The organism is Streptomyces sp. NPDC028722 (genome assembly GCF_040637655.1).
Taxonomy (GTDB): Bacteria; Actinomycetota; Actinomycetes; order Streptomycetales; family Streptomycetaceae; genus Streptomyces.
Genome location: NZ_JBEZWU010000001.1, coordinates 155,197 through 180,781 on the forward strand (window position 1 = coordinate 155,197; position 25,585 = coordinate 180,781).

General features: G+C 72.4%; 22 protein-coding genes. 4 read left to right on the top strand and 18 right to left on the bottom strand.

Annotation, left to right across the window (positions count from 1 at the left end):
- Positions 1–42: 42 nt before the first annotated feature.
- The 15 genes from AB0F03_RS00665 to rsmH all read right to left on the bottom strand — a co-directional run bounded on the left by AB0F03_RS00665 (position 43) and on the right by rsmH (position 16,706).
- Positions 43–333 (bottom strand): YggT family protein, encoded by a 291-nt coding sequence (locus tag AB0F03_RS00665; protein WP_121789244.1) that lies wholly within the window; start codon positions 331–333, stop codon positions 43–45.
- 59 nt (positions 334–392) lie between these two features.
- Positions 393–1,034 carry a cell division protein SepF gene (gene sepF / locus AB0F03_RS00670; RefSeq protein WP_361984749.1) on the bottom strand — a complete coding sequence of 214 codons (642 nt, stop codon included), beginning with the start codon at positions 1,032–1,034 and terminating at the stop codon, positions 393–395.
- A 128-nt stretch (positions 1,035–1,162) separates the two neighbouring features.
- Positions 1,163–1,882, bottom strand: a complete 720-nt coding sequence (locus AB0F03_RS00675; RefSeq protein WP_361984752.1) for a YggS family pyridoxal phosphate-dependent enzyme — start codon at positions 1,880–1,882, stop codon at positions 1,163–1,165.
- A 6-nt stretch (positions 1,883–1,888) separates the two neighbouring features.
- The gene (gene pgeF / locus AB0F03_RS00680) at positions 1,889–2,617 is read right to left on the bottom strand and encodes a peptidoglycan editing factor PgeF (protein WP_361984755.1); all 729 of its coding nucleotides are present in this window, start codon (positions 2,615–2,617) and stop codon (positions 1,889–1,891) included.
- Positions 2,614–3,825 carry a cell division protein FtsZ gene (ftsZ, locus tag AB0F03_RS00685; RefSeq protein ID WP_361984758.1) on the bottom strand — a complete coding sequence of 404 codons (1,212 nt, stop codon included), beginning with the start codon at positions 3,823–3,825 and terminating at the stop codon, positions 2,614–2,616. The genes pgeF and ftsZ overlap by 4 nt, the downstream gene beginning before the upstream one ends.
- A gap of 280 nt (positions 3,826–4,105) precedes the next feature.
- Positions 4,106–4,900 carry an FtsQ-type POTRA domain-containing protein gene (locus tag AB0F03_RS00690; protein WP_361984760.1) on the bottom strand — a complete coding sequence of 265 codons (795 nt, stop codon included), beginning with the start codon at positions 4,898–4,900 and terminating at the stop codon, positions 4,106–4,108.
- 80 nt (positions 4,901–4,980) lie between these two features.
- Positions 4,981–6,075, bottom strand: a complete 1,095-nt coding sequence (gene murG / locus AB0F03_RS00695) for an undecaprenyldiphospho-muramoylpentapeptide beta-N-acetylglucosaminyltransferase (RefSeq protein WP_356820740.1) — start codon at positions 6,073–6,075, stop codon at positions 4,981–4,983.
- 6 nt (positions 6,076–6,081) lie between these two features.
- The gene (gene ftsW, locus AB0F03_RS00700) at positions 6,082–7,461 is read right to left on the bottom strand and encodes a putative lipid II flippase FtsW (RefSeq protein WP_361984763.1); all 1,380 of its coding nucleotides are present in this window, start codon (positions 7,459–7,461) and stop codon (positions 6,082–6,084) included.
- A 68-nt stretch (positions 7,462–7,529) separates the two neighbouring features.
- Entirely contained in the window at positions 7,530–8,972 is a 1,443-nt protein-coding gene (gene murD / locus AB0F03_RS00705; protein WP_361984766.1) for a UDP-N-acetylmuramoyl-L-alanine--D-glutamate ligase, read from the bottom strand.
- On the bottom strand, positions 8,954–10,024 hold the full coding sequence (mraY, locus tag AB0F03_RS00710) for a phospho-N-acetylmuramoyl-pentapeptide-transferase (protein ID WP_361985798.1): 1,071 nt from the start codon (positions 10,022–10,024) through the stop codon (positions 8,954–8,956). The genes murD and mraY overlap by 19 nt, the downstream gene beginning before the upstream one ends.
- Positions 10,024–11,430 carry a UDP-N-acetylmuramoyl-tripeptide--D-alanyl-D-alanine ligase gene (murF, locus tag AB0F03_RS00715; RefSeq protein ID WP_361984768.1) on the bottom strand — a complete coding sequence of 469 codons (1,407 nt, stop codon included), beginning with the start codon at positions 11,428–11,430 and terminating at the stop codon, positions 10,024–10,026. The genes mraY and murF overlap by 1 nt, the downstream gene beginning before the upstream one ends.
- A 4-nt stretch (positions 11,431–11,434) precedes the next feature.
- A complete protein-coding gene (locus AB0F03_RS00720) occupies positions 11,435–13,090 on the bottom strand; it encodes a UDP-N-acetylmuramoyl-L-alanyl-D-glutamate--2,6-diaminopimelate ligase (protein ID WP_361984771.1) in 1,656 nt (551 codons plus the stop codon).
- A gap of 31 nt (positions 13,091–13,121) precedes the next feature.
- Complete coding sequence (locus AB0F03_RS00725; RefSeq protein WP_361984774.1) at positions 13,122–15,086, bottom strand: penicillin-binding transpeptidase domain-containing protein; 1,965 nt, start codon at positions 15,084–15,086, stop codon at positions 13,122–13,124.
- A gap of 5 nt (positions 15,087–15,091) precedes the next feature.
- Complete coding sequence (locus AB0F03_RS00730) at positions 15,092–15,658, bottom strand: septum formation initiator family protein (protein ID WP_361984777.1); 567 nt, start codon at positions 15,656–15,658, stop codon at positions 15,092–15,094.
- 91 nt (positions 15,659–15,749) lie between these two features.
- Positions 15,750–16,706: a 16S rRNA (cytosine(1402)-N(4))-methyltransferase RsmH gene (gene rsmH, locus AB0F03_RS00735; RefSeq protein WP_361984779.1), complete on the bottom strand. Its 957-nt coding sequence runs from the start codon at positions 16,704–16,706 to the stop codon at positions 15,750–15,752.
- Between the two features lie 419 nt (positions 16,707–17,125).
- Here rsmH and AB0F03_RS00740 point away from each other — a divergent pair, with 419 nt between their 5' ends.
- The 4 genes from AB0F03_RS00740 to AB0F03_RS00755 all read left to right on the top strand — a co-directional run bounded on the left by AB0F03_RS00740 (position 17,126) and on the right by AB0F03_RS00755 (position 22,747).
- Complete coding sequence (locus tag AB0F03_RS00740; protein ID WP_361984782.1) at positions 17,126–17,674, top strand: carbonic anhydrase; 549 nt, start codon at positions 17,126–17,128, stop codon at positions 17,672–17,674.
- A gap of 260 nt (positions 17,675–17,934) precedes the next feature.
- Positions 17,935–19,011 (top strand): MoxR family ATPase, encoded by a 1,077-nt coding sequence (locus tag AB0F03_RS00745; protein ID WP_361984785.1) that lies wholly within the window; start codon positions 17,935–17,937, stop codon positions 19,009–19,011.
- Complete coding sequence (locus tag AB0F03_RS00750) at positions 19,011–20,369, top strand: DUF58 domain-containing protein (protein WP_361984788.1); 1,359 nt, start codon at positions 19,011–19,013, stop codon at positions 20,367–20,369. Before AB0F03_RS00745 ends, AB0F03_RS00750 begins: the two co-directional genes overlap by 1 nt.
- Positions 20,366–22,747 (top strand): DUF3488 and transglutaminase-like domain-containing protein, encoded by a 2,382-nt coding sequence (locus AB0F03_RS00755; RefSeq protein WP_361984790.1) that lies wholly within the window; start codon positions 20,366–20,368, stop codon positions 22,745–22,747. The genes AB0F03_RS00750 and AB0F03_RS00755 overlap by 4 nt, the downstream gene beginning before the upstream one ends.
- A 377-nt stretch (positions 22,748–23,124) precedes the next feature.
- On the opposite strand, the gene AB0F03_RS00760 is transcribed toward AB0F03_RS00755, so the two are convergent.
- The 3 genes from AB0F03_RS00760 to AB0F03_RS00770 form a co-directional block, all read right to left on the bottom strand.
- Entirely contained in the window at positions 23,125–23,502 is a 378-nt protein-coding gene (locus tag AB0F03_RS00760; protein ID WP_356820718.1) for a DUF3040 domain-containing protein, read from the bottom strand.
- 278 nt (positions 23,503–23,780) lie between these two features.
- Positions 23,781–24,608: a methyltransferase gene (locus AB0F03_RS00765; RefSeq protein ID WP_361984793.1), complete on the bottom strand. Its 828-nt coding sequence runs from the start codon at positions 24,606–24,608 to the stop codon at positions 23,781–23,783.
- Between the two features lie 234 nt (positions 24,609–24,842).
- The gene (locus AB0F03_RS00770; RefSeq protein WP_361984796.1) at positions 24,843–25,427 is read right to left on the bottom strand and encodes an SAV_6107 family HEPN domain-containing protein; all 585 of its coding nucleotides are present in this window, start codon (positions 25,425–25,427) and stop codon (positions 24,843–24,845) included.
- Positions 25,428–25,585 lie beyond the last annotated feature (158 nt).

A 25,585-nucleotide genomic window follows, 5' to 3' on the forward strand; every position in this document is an offset into this window, starting at 1 on the left:
CAACGTAGTCATCGGCAGTCGGCAAGACCGTATCGTCCACCCTCATCTCACGAAGTGCTGCGCAATGGAGATGAGGACGTAAACGATGATCATCAGTACGAAGAAGGACAGGTCGAGCGCCACGCCCCCGAGACGCAGCGGCGGGATGAACCGCCGCAGAAGCTTCAACGGTGGATCGGTGACAGTGTAGGTGGCCTCCAGTACGACCACCATCGCCTTGCCGGGTTGCCACGAGCGGGCGAACTGGAACACGTAATCCATGACCAGCCGGAAGATGAGCACGACGAGGAACACCATCAGCGCGATGTAGATCACCTGCGCGAACACGCTCATGGCCTGCGGTTCCCTCTCCCCTGCTCCGTGCTTTCCGTACTGCGGTCCGGTCGTGCGTCTCAGCTCTGGTTGAAGAACCCGCCCTCTGCGATGCGGGCCTTGTCCTCCGCCGTGACATCGACGTTAGCAGGAGACAACAGGAACACCTTCTGCGTCACCCGCTCGATGCTGCCGTGAAGACCAAACACCAAACCGGCCGCAAAGTCGACAAGTCGCTTGGCGTCTGTGTCATCCATCTCAGTCAGATTCATGATCACCGGGGTGCCCTCACGGAAGTGTTCCCCGATGGTACGGGCCTCGTTGTAGGTCCGCGGGTGAAGCGTGGTGATCCGGTAAGGCTCTCGTTCCGACACGACCTTGGGCATGATCACCGGTGCGTTCTTCTCCAGAGACTGACGTTCTTGTGTGATGGATGCCACGGGCGCGATCCGCGCCGGGCGCCCCGATTCCGCGGCGAGCGAAGTCGAACGGGCCACCGGTTCGCGTGGCGCGGGCGGTTGCACGATTCGCACCTCTTCGTCCCTTTGGGACTGGTGTGCACCATGCGACTGATGCGACGGTTCGTGCCGTCGGTGGTCCCGCTCGGGCTCCGGGTCCAGCTCGGGCTCGAATTCGTCGTCGGGGTCGAATCCGCGGCCGTCGTACCCATCGTCCTCCACGAGGCCGAGGTAGACCGCCATCTTGCGCATCGCGCCGGCCATGCTCTGAGTCCTCCGCTCTGTGGTGGATCGACTGACGACTGCCAAATGCCCGCGATCCACGTGGTCGTTGTGCCCGGCTTGACGGGCACTGACCATATTTTCTGCTGTGGTCCGACTTCCTGGCGACGTTACCCGAGCCTGGGGCGGACTCCGAGTACCGCACTGCCGACGCGTACATGTGTCGCTCCGGCGGCCACGGCCTGTTCGAGGTCCGCACTCATCCCTGCCGACACCATGGTTGCAGCCGGATGGGCCCGGCGCAGGTCGGTCGACAAATCCATGAGCCGTCCGAACGCCGCCTGTTCGCGTCCCGCGTATTCCCCGGTGAGCGGAGCGACGGTCATCAGGCCGTCGAGCCGCAGACCGGGCGCCGCGGCCACGAGGTCGGCCAACTCTTCGATTCCGTCCGGCGCCACGCCACCGCGCTCGCCCCGGCCGCTCGCCCCCGCGTCGAGCGCGACCTGGAGGAGGCAGCCCACCTCGCGCCCCACCCGTACCGCTTCCTTCGACAGCGCGGCGACGAGCCGGGAACGGTCGACGGACTGCACGACATCGGCATAACCGACCACGGAACGGACTTTGTTGGTCTGCAACTGCCCGACGAAGTGCCAGGTCAGGGGCAGATCCGCGCACGCGGCGGCCTTCGGGGCCGCGTCCTGGTCGCGGTTCTCGGCGACTTGGCGCACGCCGAGCCCGGACAGGATCCGCACATCGCTCGCCGGGTAGGTCTTGGTGACCACGATGAGGGTCACCTCGTCCCGCCCGCGCCCGGCCGCCGCACACGCGGTCGCGATGCGCTCCTCCACCTTCGCCAGGTTCGCGGTGAGTTCCGTCTTACGGTCCGTCATGCCCCATCAGTCCAGCCACACATAGCCGGCGAGCCGCCCCGTGGTGCGGTCGCGGCGGTACGAGAAGTGGTCCCCCGACTCCAGCGTGCACACCGGCGACTGCGCCCGGTCGCGCACCCCGAGCCGGTCGAGCTGCGCGTGCACGCCGGCGCCCACGTCGACCGCGGGCGTGCCCCAGCTCGTCTCGGCGTGCGCCGCCGGTTCGACGGCGGCGACCTCGGCGCGCATCGCCTCCGGCACCTCGTAGCACCGGCCGCAGACGGCCGGTCCGGTGCGGGCGACGATCCGGTCCGGTACGGCGCCGAGTTCGACCATGGCCCGTACGGCGGCCGGGACGACCCCCCGGACCATGCCGGGCCGGCCCGCGTGGGCCGCGGCGGCGACCCCGGCGACGGGGTCGGCCAGCAGAACCGGCACGCAGTCGGCGGTGAGGACGGCGAGGGCGAGTCCGCGCCGGGCGGTGACGACCGCGTCGGCCTCGGGCACCGGACGCCCGCCCCACGGCGCGTCCACGACCACGACGTCGGCGCCGTGCACCTGCCGCATCCAGACCACCGAAACGGGGTCGAGACCGAGCGACTTGGCCGCCAGCTCCCGGTTGGTCCCCACGGACTCCGGGGCGTCGCCGACCGCGCCGCCGAGGTTCAGCTCCTCGTACGGAGCGGCGCTCACCCCACCCCACCGGTCGGTGAAGGCGAAGTGCGCGCCGCTCACGCTCTCGCGCCGTCCTATCACTTGAGGAAGTCCGGGACGTCCAGCTCCTCGGCGGTACTGTCCGCGTACGCGGGCCGCGGCGCCGGCGCGACCGGCGGCGGGACCGGGATGTCGGCCACCGGCTCGGGCGCCGGCTCCGGCTCCTCCTTCGGCTTCACGCTGCCCAGCGACCCGAAGGACGGGCGGCTGGGCTCGCTCGACCGCACGGGCGCGGGCTCCTCGCGGCGGGCGGGCGCCGATCCGGAGGTCGAGCCGAGCACGTTGTCCCGGCGGGCGGGCGGCTGGCCGCCGTCGAAGCCGGCCGCGATGACGGTGACCCGGACCTCGTCGCCCAGGGCGTCGTCGATGACCGCGCCGAAGATGATGTTGGCCTCGGGGTGCGCGGCCTCGCTGACCAGCTGGGCGGCCTCGTTGATCTCGAACAGGCCGAGGTCGGAGCCGCCGGAGATGGAGAGCAGCACGCCGCGGGCGCCGTCGATGGACGCCTCCAGCAGCGGGGAGGAGATCGCCATCTCGGCCGCGGCCACCGCGCGGTCGTCGCCGCGGGCCGAGCCGATGCCCATGAGGGCCGAACCGGCCTCGGACATGACCGACTTGACGTCGGCGAAGTCCAGGTTGATCAGGCCGGGGGTGGTGATGAGGTCGGTGATGCCCTGCACACCGGAGAGCAGGACCTGGTCCGCGGACTTGAAGGCGTCCAGGACCGAGACCTGGCGGTCCGAGATGGACAGCAGCCGGTCGTTGGGGATGACGATGAGGGTGTCGACCTCTTCGCGGAGTTCCGCGATGCCGTCCTCGGCCTGGTTCGCGCGGCGCCGTCCCTCGAAGGTGAACGGGCGCGTGACCACGCCGATGGTCAGGGCGCCGAGATTGCGCGCGATGTTGGCCACGACGGGTGCGCCGCCGGTGCCGGTGCCGCCGCCCTCGCCGGCCGTCACGAAGACCATGTCGGCCCCCTTGAGGACCTCCTCGATCTCCTCGCGGTGGTCCTCGGCGGCCTTGCGGCCGACGGCCGGGTTGGCTCCGGCGCCGAGTCCGCGGGTGAGTTCGCGGCCGACGTCGAGCTTGACGTCGGCGTCGCTCATCAACAGCGCCTGTGCGTCGGTGTTGATGGCGATGAACTCGACGCCCTTGAGACCGACCTCGATCATCCGGTTGATGGCATTGACACCACCGCCGCCGACACCGATGACCTTGATGACTGCGAGGTAGTTCTGCGGTGCTGCCACGTCGAAGGCCTCTCGCCTCGAATTACGTTGTCGCCGCCGTGCGGTTGCCCCGCGCCGGGACGACGGATGCCGAATGGGACGGTCCGTAGCGCCGACCCGAACCCTAACCTTGAAGTTTAGGGTTACCAGTGTGTCTGTTCCCTGGAGTCTTCTGAACAGGACACTAAGTCGACAAGTGGCGCCCGTTCAACGAACACGCCGAACCTCCCGTTTTTCTTTTCACCCTATGTGATCAGGCATAGCAGTGCCCAACCAGGGTGCTGGCCTGCGCTGATGTGCGTCAACTCCCCGATGACGAAGGGGCGGTGGGAACGGTGACATCAAAGTGCCGTGCGCCGGGAACTGCTTTCATGAGAGCCGTGAGGGCCCGCGCCTTGGCGCTGCCGTTCTCGCCGCTGCCCCATGCCACCGTGCGCCCGTCGCCCCACTCCAGCGAGATCGCGTCGTAGGAGCGGACTTGGACGGCACGGGTGACCCTCAGCACGGGCTCCGGCAGGTCACCGGCGACCCGGACGGCCTCGCGCACCAGCCGGTCCACGCCGAAGCGCCGGAAGCTCGCGGCGCCGGACCCCTTGCGGGAGGCGGACACCTCCAGCGCCGGAACGCCCTTCGGCGCCTGCGGAACCGTGGCGAACCGGACACCTTCGTGGTCGACTTCGACGAAGTTCCCGCCCTTTCGGATCAGCAGAACCGGAGTGCGCTCGATCACTTTCAGGCCGATTCCATGCGGCCAGGAACGAACCACATCTACGGTGTCAATTCGGGGCAATTTCTGCCGAAGCCGGGCTTCGACGGCATCCGTGTCGGCGGAGATCATCGGCTCCCCGATGGGCACGGCCGCCGCCTCGCGCACCTGGGCGGGGGTCAGCACCCGCGTCCCGGACACCGAGACGTGGTCCACCCGCAGCCAGGCGGAGCCGTACAACGCCCAGACGGCACCGGCCCCGAGGAGCACCAGGAGGGCCGCGACGGCGGCGAGCACCAGGAGGCGCCGCCTCCTGGCCCGGGAAGCGGACGGCGGGCCGGACGACTCCTGCCGGCGTTCACCGCGCTCGGCGGTCGTCGGTCCGGCCACGCTCACTCCTTTTCCTGGCCCGGTTCACCTCCGGGGCGCGCCCGTGCGGTGCGCGCCCCTTCGGCTCACCCGCCCATGCCTTACTGCGGACGGCGTGAGGCGATCGCCTCGTACACCAGGCCGACGAGCAGGTCGTCGGCGTCCCGGCGGCCGAACTCGCTCGCCGAGCGGGACATCTCGTACAGCCGGTGGGGGTCGGCCAGCACGGGCAGGACGTTGTGCTGCACCCACTCGGGCGTCAGTTCCGCGTCGTCGACGAGGAGTCCGCCGCCGGCCTTGACCACCGGCTGGGCGTTCAGCCGCTGTTCGCCGTTGCCGATGGGCAGCGGGACGTAGGCGGCCGGCAGTCCGACGGCGGAGAGTTCGGCGACGGTCATCGCGCCCGCGCGGCAGAGCATCATGTCGGCCGCCGCGTACGCGAGGTCCATCCGGTCCAGGTAACTTACCGGGATATAGGGCGGCATTCCCGGCATCTGGTGCACTTGCGGCAGTTCGTTCTTCGGACCGACCGCGTGCAGGATCTGGATGCCGGCCTGCTGGAGCCAGGGAGCGACCTGCTGGACCACCTCGTTGAGGCGCCGGGCGCCCTGGGAACCGCCGGAGACGAGCAGCGTGGGCAGGTTCGGGTCGAGCCCGAAGCGGGCGCGCGCCTCCGGGCGGACGGCCGCGCGGTCCAGGGTGGCGATGGAGCGGCGCAGCGGGATGCCGATGTAATGGGCGTCACGCAGCTTGCTGTCCGGGGTCGAGACGGCGACCCGGGCCGCGTACCGCGAGCCGATCTTGTTGGCCAGGCCCGGGCGGGCGTTGGCCTCGTGGATCACGATGGGCACACCGAGGCGCTTGGCGGCCAGGTAGGCGGGCAGGGCGACGTAGCCGCCGAAACCGACCACGGCGTCCGCCTTGGTGCGCTCCAGGATCTGCTCGGCCGCCTTGATCGTGCCGCGCAGCCGGCCCGGGACGGTGATCAACTCCGGCGTGGGCTTGCGGGGCAGCGGCACCGCCGGGATCAGCGCCAGCTCGTAGCCGCGCTCCGGAACGAGCCGGGTCTCCAGGCCGCGCTCCGTGCCCAGGGCCGTGATCCCCACGGTCGGGTCCTGCCTGCGCAGGGCGTCCGCGAGGGCGAGCGCGGGCTCGATGTGGCCGGCGGTCCCCCCACCGGCGAGTACGACATGCACCGAAATTCACCGCTCTCCGGACGTACGCGCCGCCGAGGCACGCCGTCGCATCGTGTTCCATCTCCGTGGTCCCCGGCCGGATACCCGCCCGGCACCGGAGCCTCCCGCCCGCTTTCTACCAAAGCGAGGTTGCCGCGTCGCGAGCGCCGCCCGCGCAGCGGGCTCGTCGCGCGCGAAGGCGATCAGCAGCCCGATGGCGAACATGGTCGGCAGCAGGGCGGACCCTCCGTAGGAGAACAGCGGGAGCGGGACACCGGCGATCGGCAGCAGACCGAGCACCGCACCGATGTTGATCACCGCTTGGGCGGTGATCCAGGTGGTCACGCCTCCCGCGGCATACCTCACGAAGGGGTCCTCCGTGCGTCCGGCCACGCGGATACCCGCATAGCCTAGAGCCGCGAACAGGGCGAGCACCGACAGTGTCCCCGCGAGACCCAGCTCCTCGCCGGTGACGGCGAAGATGAAGTCCGTGTGGGCTTCCGGGAGTTGGCCCCATTTTTCCACACTCGCGCCGAGTCCGGAGCCGAAGAAGCCGCCGGAGGCGAGGGCGTAGATGCCGTGCACGGCCTGCCAGCAGTCGGCGACCCCGGTCTTCGGCTCGGTTGCGCCGATGCAGGCGAGGCGGGCCATCCGGTTGGGGCTGGTCTTGATGAGGACCACACCGATCAGCGCGGCGACCGACAGCACGCCCGCGAACAGCCGGGTCGGCGCGCCCGCGAGCCACAGCAGGCCGAACAGGATCGCCGTGAGAATGATCGCGGTGCCCATGTCCCCGCCCAGCATGATCAGCCCGAGCAGCAGGAACGTGACCGGGACCAGCGGCACCAGCATGTGCTTCCACTGGGTCAGCAGCTTGCGCTCCTGCTTGCGGGCGATCAGGTCCGCGCCCCACAGCACCAGGGCCAGCTTGCCGAACTCGCTGGGCTGGATCTGGAAGGAGCCGCCGAGCGAGATCCAGTTCTGGTTGCCGTTGACCGCCATCCCTATCCCGGGCACCTGCACCAGGGCCATCAGGAAGACGGCGCCGGCGAGGATCGGGTAGGCCAGCGCCCGGTGCAGTTTCACCGGCATGCGGGAGGCGGCGAACAGCAGTGCGCCGCCGATGAGCGCGGCGAGGAACTGCTTGCGGAAGAAGTAGGACCCCGGCAGCGACAGCTGCAACGCGGTGATCTGCGAGGCCGAGTAGACCATCACCAGACCGAGCACGGTGATCAGCACGCTGCCGCCGGCGATCAGGTAGTAGGCGGTCAGCGGCCGGTCCCAGGCCCTGCGCGCACGGGTGCAGAACCGCTGGACGGGGTTCTCGCGCGGGCGCCGGGGAAGGGCGGGACGCGGGCGCCGGGGCGCCCGCTGCACGGGCGGCCGGCCGGTTCGGCTACTGGGCATCGGCGCCTCCACTGAACGTCGACCGTCCCACGCGTCCCTCCCAAGGTCCGCCCGGCAGGCGGCCGGGGTCAGGCGCCGAGTTCGCGGACCGCCGCCGCGAACGCGTCGCCGCGCTGGTTGTAGTTGGTGAACATGTCCATGGAGGCGCAGGCCGGGGCCAGCAGCACCGTGTCGCCGGGCCGGGCCAGCCGCTTCGCCTGAGTCACCGCCTGGAGCATCGCCCCAGTGTCGGTCCGGTCGAGGTCGACGACGGGTACTTCCGGGGCGTGTCGCGCGAGGGCCTCTCGGATCAGTGCCCGGTCGGCGCCGATCAGGACGGCTCCGCGCAGTCGCTTCGCCGACTTGGCGACCAGTTCGTCGAACGTCGCGCCCTTCGCCAGACCGCCCGCAATCCATACGATCGGTTCATATGCCGCCAACGAGGCTTCCGCGGCGTGGGTATTGGTCGCCTTGGAGTCGTCGACGTACGCCACCCCGTCGATGTCGGCCACGTGCGCGATGCGGTGGGCGTCGGGCCGGAAGGCCCGCAGGCCGTCGCGTACGGCCGTGGCGGGCACGCCGAAGGCGCGAGCGAGGGCCGCCGCGGCAAGGGCGTTGGCGATGTTGTGCGGGGCCGGCGGGTTCACGTCGGAGACCTCGGCCAGCTCCTGCGCGTTCTTCTGCCGGTTCTCGACGAAGGCCCGGTCGACCAGGATGCCGTCCACCACGCCCAGTTGAGAGGGTCCGGGCGTGCCCAGGGTGAACCCCACGGCCCGGCAGCCCTCTTCGACGTCGGCCGCGCGCACGAGGTCCTCGGTGGCCGGGTCGGCGGCGTTGTAGACGCAGGCGACCCGGTTCCCCTCGTAGATACGGCCCTTGTCGCGCGCGTACGCCTCCATGGAGCCGTGCCAGTCCAGGTGGTCCGGCGCGAGGTTGAGGACGACCGCCGAGTGGGCACGCAGGGAGGGCGCCCAGTGCAGCTGGTAGCTGGAGAGTTCCACGGCGAGGACGTCGTGGCGCTCCTCGCCGAGGACCGCGTCCAGCAGGGAGACGCCGATGTTGCCGACGGCGGCCGTGCGCAGGCCCGCCGCGGTCAGGATGGAGGCGAGCATCTGGACGGTCGTGGTCTTGCCGTTGGTGCCCGTCACGGCCAGCCAGGGGGCCGCGTCGGGGCCGCGCAGGCGCCAGGCCAGCTCCACGTCGCCCCAGACGGGCACGCCCGCCGCATCGGCCGCCAGGAACAGCGGCTTGTCCGGCTTCCAGCCGGGCGCGGTGACGATCAGCTCGGTGCCCTCGGGCAGGGTGGCCCCGTCGCCGAGGCGCACGGTGATGCCGAGCGCCTCCAGCTCAGCCGCCTGTTCGCGCGCGCGTGCGTCGTCGCCGTCGTTGACGACCGTGACGACCGCCCCGCGCGCGTGCAGCGCCTTCGCCGCCGGGATCCCGGAGACGCCGAGCCCGGCGACGGTGACGTGCCTGCCCTGGAATGCGAAGGCCTCTGAAGGCACCGAGGAGGTCACTTGTCCGCTGCCCATCCCGCGTAGAAGAGGCCCAGTCCGACGATCACACAGATGCCCTGGATGATCCAGAAACGGACCACCACAAGTACCTCGGACCAGCCCTTGAGTTCGAAGTGGTGCTGGAGTGGCGCCATCCGGAAGACGCGCTTGCCGGTGAGCCGGAAGGAGCCGACCTGGATGACGACCGACATGGTGATGAGGACGAACAGGCCGCCCATGATGGCCACCAGCAGCTCCGTGCGGGAGAGGATGGCCAGGCCGGTGAGGACACCGCCGAGCGCGAGCGAACCGGTGTCACCCATGAAGATCTTCGCCGGCGAGGTGTTCCACCACAGGAAGCCCAGGCAGGCGCCCATCAGCGCGGAGGCGATCACGGCCAGGTCCAGCGGGTCGCGCACCTCGTAGCAGGCGCCCGGGTTGGTCAGGGTGCCCGCGTTGGCGCAGGACTCCTGGAACTGCCAGACGCCGATGAAGGTGTAGGCGCCGAAGACGAGGACGGAAGCGCCGGTGGCGAGGCCGTCCAGACCGTCGGTCAGGTTCACGCCGTTCGACATCGCGAGGATCATGAACAGCGCCCAGACGACGAACAGCACCGGGCCGAGCGTCCAGCCGAAGTCGGTGATGAACGACAGCTTGGTCGAGGCCGGGGTGTTGCCGCGCGCGTCGGAGAACTGGAGCGACAGCACGGCGAAGGCGATGCCGACGGTCAGCTGGCCGGCCATCTTGGCCTTGGCCCGCAGGCCCAGCGAACGCCGCTTGACGATCTTGATGTAGTCGTCCAGGAAGCCGACCAGGCCCATGCCGGCCATCAGGCCGAGGACCAGCAGACCGGAGTAGGTCGGGGGGTAGCCGGTGATGAGCTTGCTCAGGAAGTACGCGGCGATCGTCGCCAGGATGAAGGCGATACCGCCCATGGTCGGCGTACCGCGCTTGCTGGCGTGCTCGCGCGGGCCGTCGTCACGGATGTACTGGCCGTAGCCCTTGCGGGCGAGGAGCTTGATCAGCAGCGGGGTGCCGACCAGGGTCAGGAACAGACCGATGACTCCCGAGAACAGGATCTGCTTCATCATCGGGCATCGACCCCGCCCTCGGCACCGGTCTCGGTGAGCGCCTGGGCCACGCTCTCCAGCCCCACCGACCGGGACGCCTTCACGAGTACGACGTCCCCCGGGCGCAACTCGCTGCGCAACAGGTCGATCGCCGCCTGTGCGTCGGACACGTGCACCGACTCCTCACCCCACGAACCCTCGTTATATGCGCCCAGTTGCAGCCAGGAGGCCTCAATCCCCCCGACGGCGACGAGCTTGCTGACGTTGAGCCGGACGGCGAGCCGTCCGACGGCGTCGTGCTCGGCGAGCGCCTCGTCCCCCAGCTCGGCCATCTTGCCGAGCACCGCCCACGTGCGGCGCCCCTTGCCCATGGCCGCGAGCGCCCTGAGGGCGGCCCGCATGGACTCGGGGTTGGCGTTGTAGGCGTCGTTGACGATGGTCACGCCGTCCGGGCGCTCGGTGACCTCCATGCGCCAGCGGGAGAGGGAGCCCGCCTCGGAGAGCGCGGTGGCGATCTCAGCTGCGGACATGCCCAGCTCATGGGCGACGGCGGCCGCGGCGAGCGCGTTCGACACGTGATGCTCACCGTACAGGCGCATCGTCACATCGCTTGCACCGGAGGGTGTGTGAAGCCTGAAGGCGGGCTGTCCGCTGTCCGTGAGTCGTACGTTCTCGGCGCGTACGTCCGCTTCGGCCGACTCTCCGAAAAGGACCACCTTCGCCTTGGTACGGGAGGCCATGGCCCGCACCAGCGGGTCGTCGGCGTTGAGGATCGCCGCGCCGTCCCCGGGAAGGGCCTCCACGAGTTCGCCCTTGGCCTGGGCGATCTGCTCGCGCCCGCCGAACTCGCCGATGTGGGCGGTGCCGACGTTGAGCACCAGGCCGATCTTCGGGGGGGTCAGATCCGCGAGGTAACGGATGTGCCCGATGCCGCGGGCGCCCATCTCCAGCACGAGGAACCGGGTCTCCTCGGTGGCGGTCAGGGCGGTCAGCGGCAGCCCGATCTCGTTGTTGAGCGAGCCGGGGGTGAACACCGTCGGCGCCTTGCGCCGCAGGACCTGCGCGATGAGGTCCTTGGTGCTGGTCTTGCCGGCCGAGCCGGTCAGGGCGACGAGGGTCGCGCCGAGCCGCTGTACGACGTGCCGGGCGAGGGCGCCGAGGGCCGTCTGGACGTCGTCGACGACGATCGCGGGGACGCCGACCGGCCGGGACGCCAGCACGGCGACCGCGCCGCCCTGGACGACCCGGGCCGCGTAGTCGTGGCCGTCCACGCGCTCGCCGACGAAGGCGGCGAACAGGCTGCCGGGCACCACCTCGCGGGAGTCCCGGACGACCGGTCCCGTGACCTGCGCGGACGGATCCGGTATGTCGTGCGTCTGCCCGCCGACGACTGCTGCGATCTCGGCGAGGGAGAGGGCGATCACAAGTTCATCCCTGGGTCTGCTGGATAGCTTCGCGAAGCACCTGGCGGTCGTCGAAGGGACGGATCACGCCGGCGATGTCCTGGCCCTGCTCGTGGCCCTTGCCCGCGACCAGTACCGTGTCGCCGGCCTGGGCGCGGCCCACGGCGGCGGCGACGGCGGCGGCCCGTTCCTCGAACAGGAGCACCTCGCCGCGCTCGTGCGCGGGCACGGAGGCCGCGCCCTGGAGCATGGTCGCGAGGATCGCGAGGGGATCCTCGGAGCGGGGGTTGTCGGAGGTCAGTACGGCCGTGTCGGCCAGCCGGGCCACGGCGGCGCCCATCGGGGCGCGCTTGGTCCGGTCGCGGTCGCCGCCACAGCCGAGGACGACGTGCAGCCGGCCCTTGGTCACCTTGCGCAGCGCCTTGAGCACGGACTCGACCGCATCGGTCTTGTGGGCGTAGTCGACGACCGCGAGGTACGGCTGCCCGGCGTCGACGCGCTCCAGACGGCCGGGGACGCCCGGCACGGCCGCGATGCCGTCGGCGGCCGCCTGCGGGTCGAGGCCGGCCGCGGCGAGGGCGACGACGGCGGCGAGGGTGTTCGCCACGTTGAACGGGCCCGGCAGCGGGGACCTGGCCTGGACCCGCTCGCCGTTCGGGCCGAGGACGGTGAACGTCGAGTCCATCGGACCGACCTGGACGTCCTCGGCGCGCCAGTCGGCGTCGGGGTGGCCCTCGGCGGAGAAGGTGACGACGGGGACGCCCGCCTCGGCGGCGAGCCGGCGGCCGTACTCGTCGTCGGTGTTGACGACACCGAGCCTGCTGCGCCGCGGCGTGAACAGCTGGGCCTTCGCCTGGAAGTAGTCCTCCATGCCGGAGTGGAACTCCATGTGCTCCGGGCTGAGGTTGGTGAAGACGGCGATGTCGAAGACGCAGCCGTCGACCCGGCCGAGGACCAGGGCGTGGCTGGAGACCTCCATGGCGACCGCCTCGACACCGCGTTCGCGCATGACGGCGAACAGGGCCTGGAGGTCGGTGGCCTCGGGGGTGGTGCGCTCGGACTTGATGCGCTCCTCGCCGATGCGCATCTCGACGGTGCCGATGAGTCCGGTGCTGCGCGCGGTCTTCAGGCCGCCCTCGACCAGATAGGCCGTGGTGGTCTTGCCTGAGGTGCCGGTGATGCCGATCTGGAGCAGGTCGCGGCCCGGCCGGCCGTAGATGGTGGCCGCGAGTTCGCCCATCCCCGCGCGCGGGTCGTCCACGACGAGTACGGGCAGCCCGGTGGCGGCGGCGCGTTCGGCGCCCGTCGGATCGGTGAGCACGGCGACCGCGCCCAGACCGGCGGCCTGGGTGGCGAAGTCGGCGCCGTGCAGCCGGGCACCCGGCAGGGCGGCGTACAGGTCGCCGGGGCGGACGGCACGGGAGTCGTGGGTGATGCCCGTGACCTCGGCGGAGCCGGCCGGAGCGGCGGCACCCAGCTGATCGGCGAGTTCCGCGAGGGGTGTGGCGGAGACCTCGACCGGTCGCGGCGGTCCCGGATATGTCACGGAAGCGCCCTTCTGGGTGGTTTGGGACTGATCAGCGTGTGGCACGGCGGTGAGCGTACCGGGCGCACCCGCTCCGGAGCGAAGCGAGGGGCCCTCGGCCCCGTGGTTCCCGTCGTCGGGGGTGATCGTTGTCACGAGCTGGTTCCTGGTGTTTCCGGGGTGCTGATCAGGGCTTGTAGTCGACGGGCAGGTTGGCGGCCCTGGCTCCGGTCGGCGGGATCTGGAGGGTCTTGAGGGCGAACTCCATCACCTGCTTGTAGATGGGACCGCAGATCTGACCGCCGAAGTAGCTGCCGGCGGTGGCGTTCTGGATGGCGCAGTACACGGTGACGCGCGGGTTGTCCGCGGGCGCGAAACCGGCGAACGACGAGGTGTACCCGCGATAGCGGCCGGTGGCCGGATCCACGCGGTTGGCCGTGCCGGTCTTGCCCGCGACCCGGTACCCGGGGATGCGGGCCTTGATGCCGGTGCCCTGCTCGTCGTCCACGACCGACTCCAGCATCTGGGCGACCGCCTTGGCGGTCTTCGCGCTGACCACCCGGGTCTTCGTGGGCTTGTGGGCGGGTGTGAAGCGCCCGTCGGCACCCTTCGTGCCGCGCACCAGGCTCGGCTCGACGCGCACTCCGCCGTTGGCGATCGTCGAGTACACGGAGGCGGCCTGCATCGCGTTGATGGAGAAGCCCTGGCCGAAAGGAATCGTGTACTGCTGCGAGGTGGACCACTTCTGCGGCGGCGCGAGGATGCCGCGGGTCTCACCGGGGAAGTCCAGCCCGGTGTAGCCGCCGATGCCGAACCGGTGCAGATAGGAGTGGAGGATCCGGTTGGCCTCGGGCTGGGACCTGCCGAGTTCGCCGGTGGCCAGGATGGTGCCGATGTTGCTGGACTTGGCGAGCACGCCGTTGAGCGTGAGGTACCAGGTGGCGTGGTCGATGTCGTCCTGGAAGAGGCGGTCGCCGCGGTGCAGCCGGTTGGGTACGACGACGTGGGTGAGCGGGGTCGCCACGTTCTGCTCCAGCACGGCCGCCATGGACATCACCTTGGCGGTGGAGCCGGGCTCGAAGGCGTCCTGGAGGGCGGCGTTGCCCATGGCGTCGCCGTCGGCCTTCGACAGGTCGTTCGGGTCGAAGCCGGGCGAGTTGGCCATGGCCAGGATCTGGCCGGTGCGGGTGTCCTGGACGATGACGTACCCGCGGTCCGCCCGGGACTTCTTCACCTGCTCGGTGATGGCGTTCTGCGCGGCCCACTGGATGTCCCGGTCGATGGTCAGCTCGACGTCGGCCCCGGGCACGGCCGGTGTCTGCGTCGACCCCACGGTCGGCACCTGGCGGCCGCCCGACTGGGCGTACCGGACCTTGCCGTCCTTGCCGGTGAGCTGCTTGTCCAGTTCCTGCTCGATGCCGCCGCCGCCCCGGCCGTCGGCGTTGACCCAGCCCAGTATCCCGGCGGCCAGGTCTCCGTTGGGGTACACGCGCTGGCTGCTGGGATCGGCGAAGACGCCGGCCAGCACATTGGCGGTGTGCCGGTCCGTCCCCGCCTTCTTGGCGAGCGCGGCCTTGAGGTCCTTGATCTGCTTCCAGACCTGCGGGGTCTGCCGCGCGGCGAGCCGGGTGTAGCGGGAGTTCCTGTTGGCGGGCCGCAGCTTCTGGACGAGCGTCGCCTGGTCCTGGCCGAGGATCGGCGCGAGCAGCGCGGCTGCCTGCTCGGGGCCGTCGCCGGTCTTCAGCTGCTTGGCGGTGAACATCGTCGGGTCGGCCGTGATGTCGTACGCGTCCTCGCTGATGGCGAGGGCCACGCCGTTGCGGTCGGTGATCCCGCCGCGCGCGGCGGCCAGGGTGTGCACCACGTAGCGGTTCTGCTCGGCCCGGGCCGCGTAGGCGCTCGCGTCGACGGCCTGGACCTGGAGCAGCCGTACGACGAAGGCGAGCAAGACCAGGGTCAGGCCGAGGCCGACCAGGCGCAGCCGGGGCCGGGGGCTGCCGAGCCGGAGGGGACGCGGGGGCATGGGCCGGGCCCCGGCGGGGCGGCGGGCCGGGCGGGCGCCGGGCCCGGGCTGCCGCCGGACGGCGCCCCGTGGCCGGGGCGGCTTGGCGGGTCCGGGCACGCGGCGGCGGGGCGGTTGCCTGTCGGACACTTCCGTCACCTGCCGGGGGTCGGGGTGGGGGCGGTCTGGGGGGTGAGGGGCGGCGCGGCTGCCGGGGCGGGGGCCAGGGGGTCGCCCACCGGGGGCTGGGCCGGCGGGGCGGGGGGCGCCGCGGTGGGCGGCTGGGGCGGGGCGGCGGGGAGGCCGGCGGCCGGGAGCACCGCCCCGGGGTCGAGGGGGCCGGAGAAGACGGCGGACTCGGGGGCGGGGCTGGGGACACCGCGCACGGTGCCGCCGGGGCCGAGGAAGGCCGGGTCGCCGCCGGGGACCATGCCGAGCTCCTGGGCGCGGCGCTGGAGGGCGTCGGGGGACGAGTAGGCGTCGATGTCCCGCTGGAGGGACTGCTCCTCGTCGGTGAGGTTCTTGGTCTGTTTCTGGAGATCGGCCAGTTGGAACGAGCCTTCGCTGAGGGCGGAGTTGAGGACCAGCAGCCCGATGAGGCCGCCGCCCAGGAGCAGGACGACGAGGAGCACGAACGGGGTGCGGGCCGCCCGGGCGCGGCCGGCCGGGAAGAGCCGGGCGAGCCGGGCCGCCCTCCCCTTCAGCTGGGGTTTCCTGCTCACCGCTCCCCCCGTGCCCGGAGGTGACCGGTCCCCGGGTGCGTGGCGGGAACCGGTTCCCGGTGCGTGGGGGGAACCCACCGACCCGTCTGGCTCACTCGACGTCCTCCCTGATGCGCTCGGCGCCCCGCAGTCTCGCCGGGGCGGCGCGGCGGTTCTCGGTGATCTCGTCCTCCGTGGGAAGTTCGGCACCACGGGTGAGCAGCTTGAGCCGCGGCTGGTAACGCTCGGGCACGACCGGCAGCCCGGGCGGCGCGGTGGACGCCGCTCCGGCCGCGAACACGTGCTTGACGAGCCGGTCCTCGAGCGAGTGGTACGACAGCACGGCGATCCGCCCGCCCACGTCCAGGGCCTTCACGGCGGCCGGGACCGCCCGCTCCAGGACGGCCAGTTCGCCGTTCACCTCGATGCGCAGCGCCTGGAAGGTGCGCTTGGCCGGGTTGCCGCCGGTGCGCTTGGCGGCCTGCGGCAGGGCGTCGCGGATCAGGGTCACGAGCCGGGCGCTGTTCGTGAACGGCTCCTTCTCCCGCTCACGGACGATCGCGGAGACGATCCGCTTGGCCTGCTTCTCCTCGCCGTACGCGCGCAGGATGCGCACGAGGTCGCCCGGCGGGTAGGTGTTGAGGACCTCGGCAGCGCTGATGCCGGCCGTCTGGTCCATGCGCATGTCCAGGGGCGCGTCCTGGGCGTAGGCGAAGCCGCGGTCGGCCTCGTCGAGCTGCATGGAGGAGACCCCGAGGTCGAACAGCACGCCCTGGACGCGCGCGATGCGGAGCCGGTCCAGTACGTCGGGCAGTTCGTCGTACACGGCGTGCACGAGGGTGGCGCGGTCCCCGTACGGTGCGAGCCGCTCGCCGGACAGGCGCAGCGCCTCCTTGTCGCGGTCGAGGCCGATCAGCCGCGCCCCGGGGAACCGGGCCAGCAGCGCCTCGCTGTGGCCGCCGAGCCCGAGGGTGCAGTCGACGACCACCGCTCCCGGGCGTTCCAGGGCGGGCGCCAGCAGGTCCAGGCACCGCTGGAGCATCACCGGGACGTGTCGACTCTGGCTCAAGGGGGCCTCTCAGGATCCGGCGCGGCCGTACGCACCGCCGGGTCCCCGCCGGCTCGTGGAGGGGCGGCCTGCCGGCGCCGGAAGCGTCGGCCGGCCGGGAGCGGGAGGAGGCCGAGCCGTACGTACGCGCCCGCGCACGTGGGGAGACGGTCCGGGCGTGTGCCGGGGTCTTCGGGTGTTTCACCAGCAGGGAGAGCCACGCCTCCCGCTTCGCGCCACTTTAGTCCACCGTGTCTCGCGGTCAATCAACCGGCCTGCGCGTCGTGCGCCGCGGCGGGACGAAGGCGGCTGTTCGAACCGATTCATCCGTCCGGTCCGGGTCCGTCCCCCTGTGGGTTGGCTCACAACAAGCCGCGATGGCGTTCTTTGTCCTCTCTCACAGCAGGCCGGAACGCCACGTGACCAGTAACGTCGTCCTCATGACGACTTCCGCAGCAGTGCCCACTGGATCCGAAGACGCCATAACCGAGGGCGCCGACGTGACCGACCGCCTGGTGGCGGCCAACCAGCGGTATGCCGAGGCCTTCACGGACCCCGGCATGGACGCCCGTCCCGTGCTCCGTGTCGCCGTGGTCGCCTGTATGGACGCCCGGCTCGACCTGCACAAGGCGCTCGGCCTCCAGCTCGGAGACTGTCACACGATCCGCAACGCGGGCGGTGTGGTCACCGACGACGTCATCCGGTCCCTGACCATCAGCCAGCGCAAGCTGGGCACCCGCAGCGTGGTGCTGATCCACCACACCGGCTGCGGACTGGAGGCCCTCACCGAGGACTTCCGCACCGAGCTGGAGATGGAGATCGGCCAGCGGCCGGCCTGGGCGGTGGAGTCCTTCCGGGACGTGGACCAGGACGTGCGCCAGTCCATGCAGCGCGTGCGCACCTCGCCCTTCATGCTGCACACCGACGACGTCCGCGGCTTCGTCTTCGACGTGCGCACCGGCCGGCTGCGCGAGGTCGACCCGGCCTGACCCGGCCCGAACCCGGCCGCCGGCCGGCCACCCCGGAACACATCTCGCCGCGCACGTATCGAAAATGTGGTCGAAAAAGGCCCTAAGGCCGACATCGTGCGGGCAGTTGTCCACAGGCGAGTGACACGAATCCGTAACGGCAGCAAGAATGCGGGATGTGACGTCACGCGGAACCTTTCCCGCGTGGTGTCCGTGTTCCGGGGTGGGCCGGCCGCGCATCGAGAGCGTCGGCCCGGAAAGTACGGGCCGAGGAGGGCCGGGTGTCGACCTATGACGATCCAGCGAGCCATGGGGGCGCCACCGCCCGGGCGTATGCGGGGGCGGGGGATGATCTGACCGCCACCGTGGAGCGGGTGCGCGCCTCGGTGGAGAGTGTGATCGAGGGCAAGCCCGAGGTCGTACGGCTCGCGCTGACCGTGCTGCTGGCCGAGGGCCATCTGCTGCTCGAGGACGTTCCCGGCGTGGGCAAGACGATGCTCGCCAAGGCGCTGGCGCGGTCCATCGACTGCTCGGTGCGGCGCATCCAGTTCACGCCGGACCTGCTGCCCTCGGACATCACCGGAGTGTCCATCTGGGACCAGCAGCGCCGGGACTTCGAGTTCAAGCCGGGTGCCATCTTCGCGCAGATCGTGATCGGCGACGAGATCAACCGCGCCTCGCCGAAGACCCAGTCGGCGCTGCTGGAGTCCATGGAGGAGCGGCAGGTCACCATCGACGGGCAGACGTACGAACTGCCCAGCCCCTTCATGGTGGTGGCCACCCAGAACCCGGTCGAGATGGAGGGCACCTACCCGCTGCCCGAGGCGCAGCGCGACCGCTTCATGGCCCGTGTCTCCGTCGGCTACCCGAGCGTGGAGGCCGAGCTGCGGATGCTCGACGTGCACGGCGGGGTCAGCCCGCTGGAGGACCTGCGGCCGGTGGCGCACGCGCACGACATCGTGAAACTGACCGAGGCCGTGCGCGAGGTGCACGTCTCCGAGGCGGTCCGGCGGTACGCGGTCGAGCTGGTCGCCGCCACCCGCGCGCACCCCGATCTCAGACTCGGCGCCTCCCCGCGCGCGACGCTGCACCTGCTGCGGGCCGCGAAGGCCTCCGCGGCCCTCGCCGGCCGGGACTACGCACTGCCGGACGACGTCCAGGCACTCGCCGTCGCCGTCCTCGCCCACCGCCTGCTGCCCACCGCCCAGGCCCAGCTGAACCGGCGTACGGCCGAGCAGATGGTGCTGGAGATCCTCCAGCACACCTCGGTGCCCGCGGTGCCCGGGCAGCAGAGCGGCTTCGGCGGCCTGGGCCGGACCATCCCGGCCTATCCCCAGCAGCCGCCGCGGAGGCTCTGATGGACGCCGGGGGGGCCGGACCGGTGGACACCGGCAGCGCGGATGCGGGCGGGGTCCGTACGGCCCTGGCGGGGCTCACCACCCGTGGCCGCTCCTTCCTGGCGGCCGGGATCGCCGCCGCGGTCTGCGCCTACGTGCTGGGCCAGAGCGATCTGCTGCGGGTCGGGCTGCTGCTCGCCGTGCTCCCGCTGGTGTGCGCCACCGTGCTGTACCGCACGCGCCACCGGGTGGCCGCCGCCCGCCGGCTCTCCCCCGGGCGGGTGCCGGCCGGCACCGAGGCCCGCGTGCACCTGCGCATGGACAACGTCTCCCGGCTGCCGACCGGTCTCCTCATGCTCCAGGACCGGGTGCCGTACGTCCTCGGGCCCCGGCCCCGGTTCGTGCTGGACCGGGTCGAGCCGGGCGGGCGGCGCGAGGTGTCCTACCGGGTCCGCTCCGACCTGCGGGGCCGTTATCCGCTGGGCCCGCTCCAGCTGCGGCTCACCGACCCCTTCGGCATGTGCGAGCTGACCCGCTCCTTCTCCGCGTACGACACCCTGACGGTCGTCCCGCACGTGGAACCGCTGGCCCCGGTCCGCTTCAGCGGCGAGGCCCAGGGGTACGGCGACGGGCGGCAGCGCTCGCTGGCCCTGGCGGGCGAGGACGACGTGATCCCGCGCGGGTACCGCTACGGCGACGACCTGCGCCGGGTGCACTGGCGTTCCACCGCGCGCTACGGCGAGCTGATGGTGCGCCGCGAGGAGCAGCCCCGGCGCGCCCGGTGCACCGTGCTCCTGGACACCCGGGGCGGCGCCTACGAGGGCGCCGGCCCCGACTCGGCCTTCGAGTGGGCGGTCTCCGGTGCCGCCTCGGTACTCGCGCACATGCTCGAACGCGGCTTCTCGGTACGGCTGCTGACCGACAGCGGCAGCGCGGTGCCCGGCGAGAGCACCGACGGCTTCGCGGGCACGGGCCAGGAGACGGCGGACGCGGCCGGGCTGATGATGGACACCCTCGCCGTGCTCGACCACTCCGACGGCACCGGTCTGTCCCGGGCGTACGACGCGCTGCGCGGCGGCGACGACGGGCTGCTGGTCGCCTTCCTCGGCGACCTGGACGAGGAACAGGCCACGACGGTCGCCAGGATGAGCCGGCGCAGCGGCGCCGTCGCCTTCGTACTGGACCCCGACACCTGGACCCGCGAGACGACCGACGTGCCCCGCCCGGGCGGGGCGTACGGGGAGCGGCTGCGGATGCTGCGCGAGGCGGGCTGGACGGCACTGAGCGTGCCGCGCGGCGCCTCGCTGGACGGACTGTGGCGGCAGGCCGACCGGGAACGCTCGGGCCTGGCCGCCGTGAGCGGGGAGGCACGGGGATGAGCGGACGGGCACGGCTGGCCCTGAGCGCGGCGGCGGCCACGCTGCTGACCTCCTGCGCGCTGCTCCCCCTCGTCGACCAGCCGACCTGGCTGCTCGAACTGGTGCCGCTGCTGGCGGTGCAGACCGGGGTGGGCGTGGCGGCCCGGCGCGTGCCGCTGGGCCGGCCGCTGACGGTGGTGGCGCAGGCGCTGGCCACCCTGCTGCTGCTCACCCTGGTGTTCGCCCGGCAGCACGCGTTCGCGGGGCTGGTCCCCGGCCCGGACACCTTCCGGTCCTTCGCCGACCTGTTCCGGCAGGGCTCGGACGACATCAGCCGGTACGCGATTCCGGCGCCGCTGCACGACGGCATCCGGCTGATGCTGATCGGCGGTGTGCTGCTGATCGGGCTGCTGGTGGACACGCTGGCGGTGACCTTCCGCAGCGCCGCGCCGGCCGGTCTGCCGCTGCTCGCGCTGTACTCGGTGGCCGCGGGCCTGTCCGAGGGCGGCGCCGACTGGCTGTGGTTCCTCGCGGCGGCGGCCGGCTATCTGATGCTGCTGCTCGCGGAGGGCCGGGACCGGCTCGCGCAGTGGGGCCGGGTCTTCGGCGGCGCGCCCCGCGCCCCGGGCGTCTCCGAGGGCGGGGCCCTCGCACCGGTGCGCACCGGGCGCCGGATCGGCGCGGTCGCGCTCGGTGTGGCCCTGACGGTGCCGCTCGCCCTGCCCGCGATGCACGGCGGGCTGCTGGACCGCGCCGGCACGGGTGTGGGGCCGGGCGACGGCCCGGGAGCCGGCGGCTCCGCGGTCAGCCTGCTGGTGTCGCTGCGCGACGACCTGAACACCGATGACGACCGCCGGCTGCTGTCCCTGCGCACCGACACCGACGACATCTCCGACCTGTATCTGCGGATCGTGTCCCTGGACGACTTCGACGGCACCACGTGGAAGCCGGCCCAGCGGCACGTCGTCGGCGTGCCGGGCACCTTCCCGATCCCCGTCGGGCTCGGCGGCGACGTCAGGCGCGGCACGGTGCGCACGACCGTCACGGCGGCGGACACGTACGCCCAGGACTGGCTGCCGATGCCCTACCCGCCGAGCGGGGTGAAGATCGCCGGGCGGTGGCGGTACGAGCCGGTCGGCATGGCTCTGGTCGGCGACCACGGCCAGACCACGCGCGGCCAGACCTACCAGGTGACCAGCCTGGCCGTGCGGCCGACCGCGCGGCAGCTGGCCTCCGCGCCGCAACCGCCGGCGGCCCTGCGGCGCGAGTACACCGGCGTGCCGTCCGCGTTGCCGAAGGTGGTCGCCCGCACCGCCCGGAGGATCACCGCCGGCGCCGGCAGCCACTACGAGGAAGCCGTCAAGCTCCAGGACTACTTCGCCGTCACCGGAGGCTTCCAGTACGACACCCAGGTGGCGGTCGGGCGCGGACCCGGGGCCATAGCGAACTTCCTGAAGAAGAAGCAGGGCTTCTGTATCCACTTCTCCTTCACCATGGCGGCGATGGCCCGCACCCTCGGCATCCCGGCCCGGGTCGCGGTCGGCTTCGCGCCCGGCACCCCGCAGGCCGACGGCACGGTCGCGGTGAACCAGAAGGACGCGCACGCCTGGCCCGAGCTGTACTTCGAGGGGGTGGGCTGGACCCGCTTCGAGCCGACCCCGACCCGCGGCACCGCGCCGTCGTACACCCAGCCGGACACGCCCGGCACCTCGCTGCCGCAGGAGTCGCTGCCGTCCGGGAAGGCCTCCTCGGCACCTTCGGCGGCGGCCTCGCCGAGCGCGAGCTGCGCCGGCGAGCCGCGCCGGCCGGTACCCTGCGCCGGCGCGTCCGCGGCGGCGGCCGCCCATCCCGGGGGCGGCGGTCCCGGCCCGTGGTGGTGGCTGCCGGCCGGGCTGGGCGGGCTGCTGGTACTGGTGGCGGCGTTGTCGCCGCTGCTGTGGCGGAGACGGATGCGCGCGCTGCGGCTCGGCGGGCACTCCCGGACGCCGGAGGGCGCGGCGGCACACACCCTGGCGGCCTGGCAGGAGCTGACGGACAGCGCCTGGGACCACGGCATCACACCCGACGAGTCGCTGACCCCGCGTGGGGCCGCCGCCCGGGTCGTCCGGCTGGGGCACCTCGATCCGGCGGCCGGGGCCGCCGTGCACCGGCTGGCGGACGCGGTGGAGCGGGTGCTGTACGCGCCCCGGCCGCATCCGGCCCCGGGTGCGGCGGAGGACGTGCGCCGGGTGACGGAGGCACTGCGGGCCACGGTGAGCACCCGAACGCGGCTGCGGGCGCTGCTCCTCCCCCGTTCGGCCGTCCGCGTGCTCTGGAACCTGTCGGCCCGCTGGTCCGCCCTGCGAACCCGGTCGACCCTCCGCCCGAGACTGCGCCGGCCGTCAGGGCAACGGGGCTGAGGGCACGGCCCGTCCGTGGTCCGGCCGAGAGTACGGAGGACAACGGGGTTGAGGGCACGGCCCGTCCGTGGTCCGGCCGAGAGTACGGAGACCGTCGGCACGGCGGGGTGGGCGCACACGCGCCGGGCGCCCCTCCGCCAGAGGCAGGTGGCCGTCGGGGCGAGGGGACTGGGCTTAGCTCACGGGCCCGGACGGCGGTCCGGGCCGGGCCGCCGCTGCCGTCGAAGCGACGGGCCGAGGGCATCCGTGGCGGGGGCGGCCACCCGGGGTGCGCGCACCGTGTGCGGGGGCGAGCGTTCATGGAGAGGGGCGGCCACCCGGTGGTGGCCGCCCCTCTCCGTCCGTCTGTCGTGGCCGGCGCCGCTGCCGCGCGGCGGTCAGTGGCCCTGTTCGTCCCGCCGGCGCTGCCAGCGCTGCTCGATCCGGTCCATCACGGAGCGCTTCGGCCGCACCTGGCGGACGCCCGGGGGCTGCTCGCCCGGCTTCGGGGCCTTGCGCCAGCCGGTGACGGCGAGCACGGCGCAGCCGAGCATGACGAGGAAACCCACCACGCTGATCCAGATCAGCTGGGCGACCATTCCGGCCATGAGGAGCGCGATACCGACGAGGAAGCCCGCGACCGCCTGGTAGACCCGCCGCCGGGTGTACGTCCGCAGCCCGTTTCCCTCAAGCGCTGACGCGAACTTCGGATCTTCGGCGTACAGCGCTCGCTCCATCTGCTCGAGCATGCGCTGCTCGTGCTCCGAGAGCGGCACGGAGTCCTCCTCATCGTGCAGTCGCCGGGGCGACCCGGGGGGTCCCTTCAGGATAGGCAGGGAATCGCCCCCGTGAAACCCGCCCCTCTACGCCAATTGGCCAACCGGAGTCCGTCATGGCTGTCCCGGCCCACTGAGGCTTGCATTCCCCGGCGGCCGACCCGTCATGCCGGGCGGTGTACCTCGATCATACGGCGCAAACCCCTCGTTCGGGGGGCTTGTGGCGTACTCCATCCGCCGCCGAGAGCCTGATCAGCGGCCGGTCACGGCGGTGCCGCTCAGGCCTGTGCGGCACCCTCGGTCTCACCGAGCACGTGCAACTGGGTGGCGACGGAGTGGAACGCGGGCAGCTCGGCCGCCGCGGTCTCCAGCTTCAGCAGCGCGTCGAGCGCGCCCGGCTCGGTGTCCACGAGAACGCCGGGCACGAGGTCCGCGAAGACGCGCACGCCGTGCACCGCGCCGATGCGCAGACCGGCACCCTCCACCAGCCCGGTGAGCTGCTCGGCGGTGAAGCGGCGGGGCATCGGATCGCCGGAACCCCAGCGGCCGTCGGGGTCCTGGAGGGCTTGGCGGGCCTCGGTGAAGTGGCCGGCGAGGGCGCGGGCGAGTACGGCGCCGCCGAGGCCGGCGGCGAGCAGGCTGAGGATGCCCTCTGCGCGCAGCGCGGCGACCGCGTTGCGGACGCCCTCGGCCGGGTCGTCCACGTACTCCAGGACGCCGTGGCACAGGACGGCGTCGTAGCCGCCGCGCTCGACCACGTCGAACAGGCCGTGCGCGTCGCCCTGGACGCCCCTGACCCGGTCGGCGACCTCGGCCTCGGCGGCGCGGCGCTCCAGCGCGAACAGGGCGTTGGGGCTGGGGTCGACCACGGTGACGCGGTGGCCGAGGCGGGCGAGGGGCACGGCGAACTTGCCGCTGCCGCCTCCGGTGTCGAGGACGTCCAGCGCGTCCCGGCCGGTGGCCTTGACCCGGCGGTCGAGGGCCTCCTGGAGGACGTCCCAGACCACGGCGGTACGGGCGGAGGCGCGGGGACGAGGAGGGTCGGAGCGCAGCGACGCGGTGTGCGGGTGGTGGGGGGAGACGGGCGGGCGCATCGGGTCCGACACGGCAGTTGACTCCTCGGCAGGGCGAACGCTTCAGGCGACCTCCACCCTATTGCCTCCGCACCATCCCTGGTCACCGCACCAGCGCACGTCCCCACGCGCCCCACCCCGGCAGCCGGCCGGCGGCCCGCCCGGAGGGTCGCGGGGGCGAACGACGACCCGGCTGAGGCCCGGGGCCGGGGGCCGGGGGCCCGGTCCGGTGGATGTCGTGGGTCGGCCCGTCGGTCGGCCCGAGGGTCAGCCCGTGGGCGGGAGTCCGCCCGCTCTTTCCGGGGCGTCCGGACCGGCCTGGTCACCGGGGCCGGTGTCGGCGTCTCCGCGTGGTGCGGGCAGGGCCGGCTGGAGGACCAGCATCCGCTCCACTATGCGGAGGAACATCGCGACGTCCCGTACGAGATCGTCGGCGTCGCGCTGGCCGGCGGCGCCCTGGATGCCCGCCTCGGCGCGGGCGCGGCGCGCGGCGCCGGAGGCGAACAGCGCGCTCCACTCGGTCAGCTCGGGCGCGACCTCGGGGAGCACCTCCCAGGCGGGGCGGATGCGGGCCCGGCGGCGCGAGGAGGTCTCGGGGCGGCCCCGGGCGGCGAGCACGGCCGCGGCGGTGCGCAGCGCGGCGAGGTGGGCCGTCGCGTACCGCTCGTTCGGCGTGTCCAGGACGGTGGCCTCGTCCAGTCCGGCACGGGCCTGGGCGAGCAGGTCTAAAGCGGCGGGTGGGGCCGTGGCCCGACGGAGCACGGGGTGCACGTCGCTCGCCGGGCCGGTCAGTGAGGGGGCAGGGCCGGCGGCGCGGCGCCGGCGGGCGGCGGCTGCGGACGGGTGGGCCATGACGAACCTCCTGTCGTCTGGGTGACGGCACGTATGCCGTATGTACCCATCGTGAGGCGTACCACTGACAATCCGTCCTGACCTGCGCTTTTGCCTCGACCGTCAGTTCGGGCGTATTTTTGCACTGACCAGTCAGTTCAATTTCAAGGGGCAGGGGG

What these genes read in the sequence shown, in the direction of transcription:
- AB0F03_RS00740 (WP_361984782.1), top strand. Translation starts at nt 17,126, where the DNA reads ATGACGACTTCCGCAGCAGTGCCCACTGGATCCGAAGACGCCATAACC.
- AB0F03_RS00770 (WP_361984796.1), bottom strand. Translation starts at nt 25,427, where the DNA reads ATGGCCCACCCGTCCGCAGCCGCCGCCCGCCGGCGCCGCGCCGCCGGC.
- sepF (WP_361984749.1), bottom strand. Translation starts at nt 1,034, where the DNA reads ATGGCCGGCGCGATGCGCAAGATGGCGGTCTACCTCGGCCTCGTGGAG.
- AB0F03_RS00750 (WP_361984788.1), top strand. Translation starts at nt 19,011, where the DNA reads ATGGACGCCGGGGGGGCCGGACCGGTGGACACCGGCAGCGCGGATGCG.
- murD (WP_361984766.1), bottom strand. Translation starts at nt 8,972, where the DNA reads ATGGGCAGCGGACAAGTGACCTCCTCGGTGCCTTCAGAGGCCTTCGCA.
- AB0F03_RS00675 (WP_361984752.1), bottom strand. Translation starts at nt 1,882, where the DNA reads ATGACGGACCGTAAGACGGAACTCACCGCGAACCTGGCGAAGGTGGAG.
- AB0F03_RS00665 (WP_121789244.1), bottom strand. Translation starts at nt 333, where the DNA reads ATGAGCGTGTTCGCGCAGGTGATCTACATCGCGCTGATGGTGTTCCTC.
- AB0F03_RS00755 (WP_361984790.1), top strand. Translation starts at nt 20,366, where the DNA reads ATGAGCGGACGGGCACGGCTGGCCCTGAGCGCGGCGGCGGCCACGCTG.
- ftsW (WP_361984763.1), bottom strand. Translation starts at nt 7,461, where the DNA reads ATGCCCAGTAGCCGAACCGGCCGGCCGCCCGTGCAGCGGGCGCCCCGG.
- mraY (WP_361985798.1), bottom strand. Translation starts at nt 10,024, where the DNA reads ATGAAGCAGATCCTGTTCTCGGGAGTCATCGGTCTGTTCCTGACCCTG.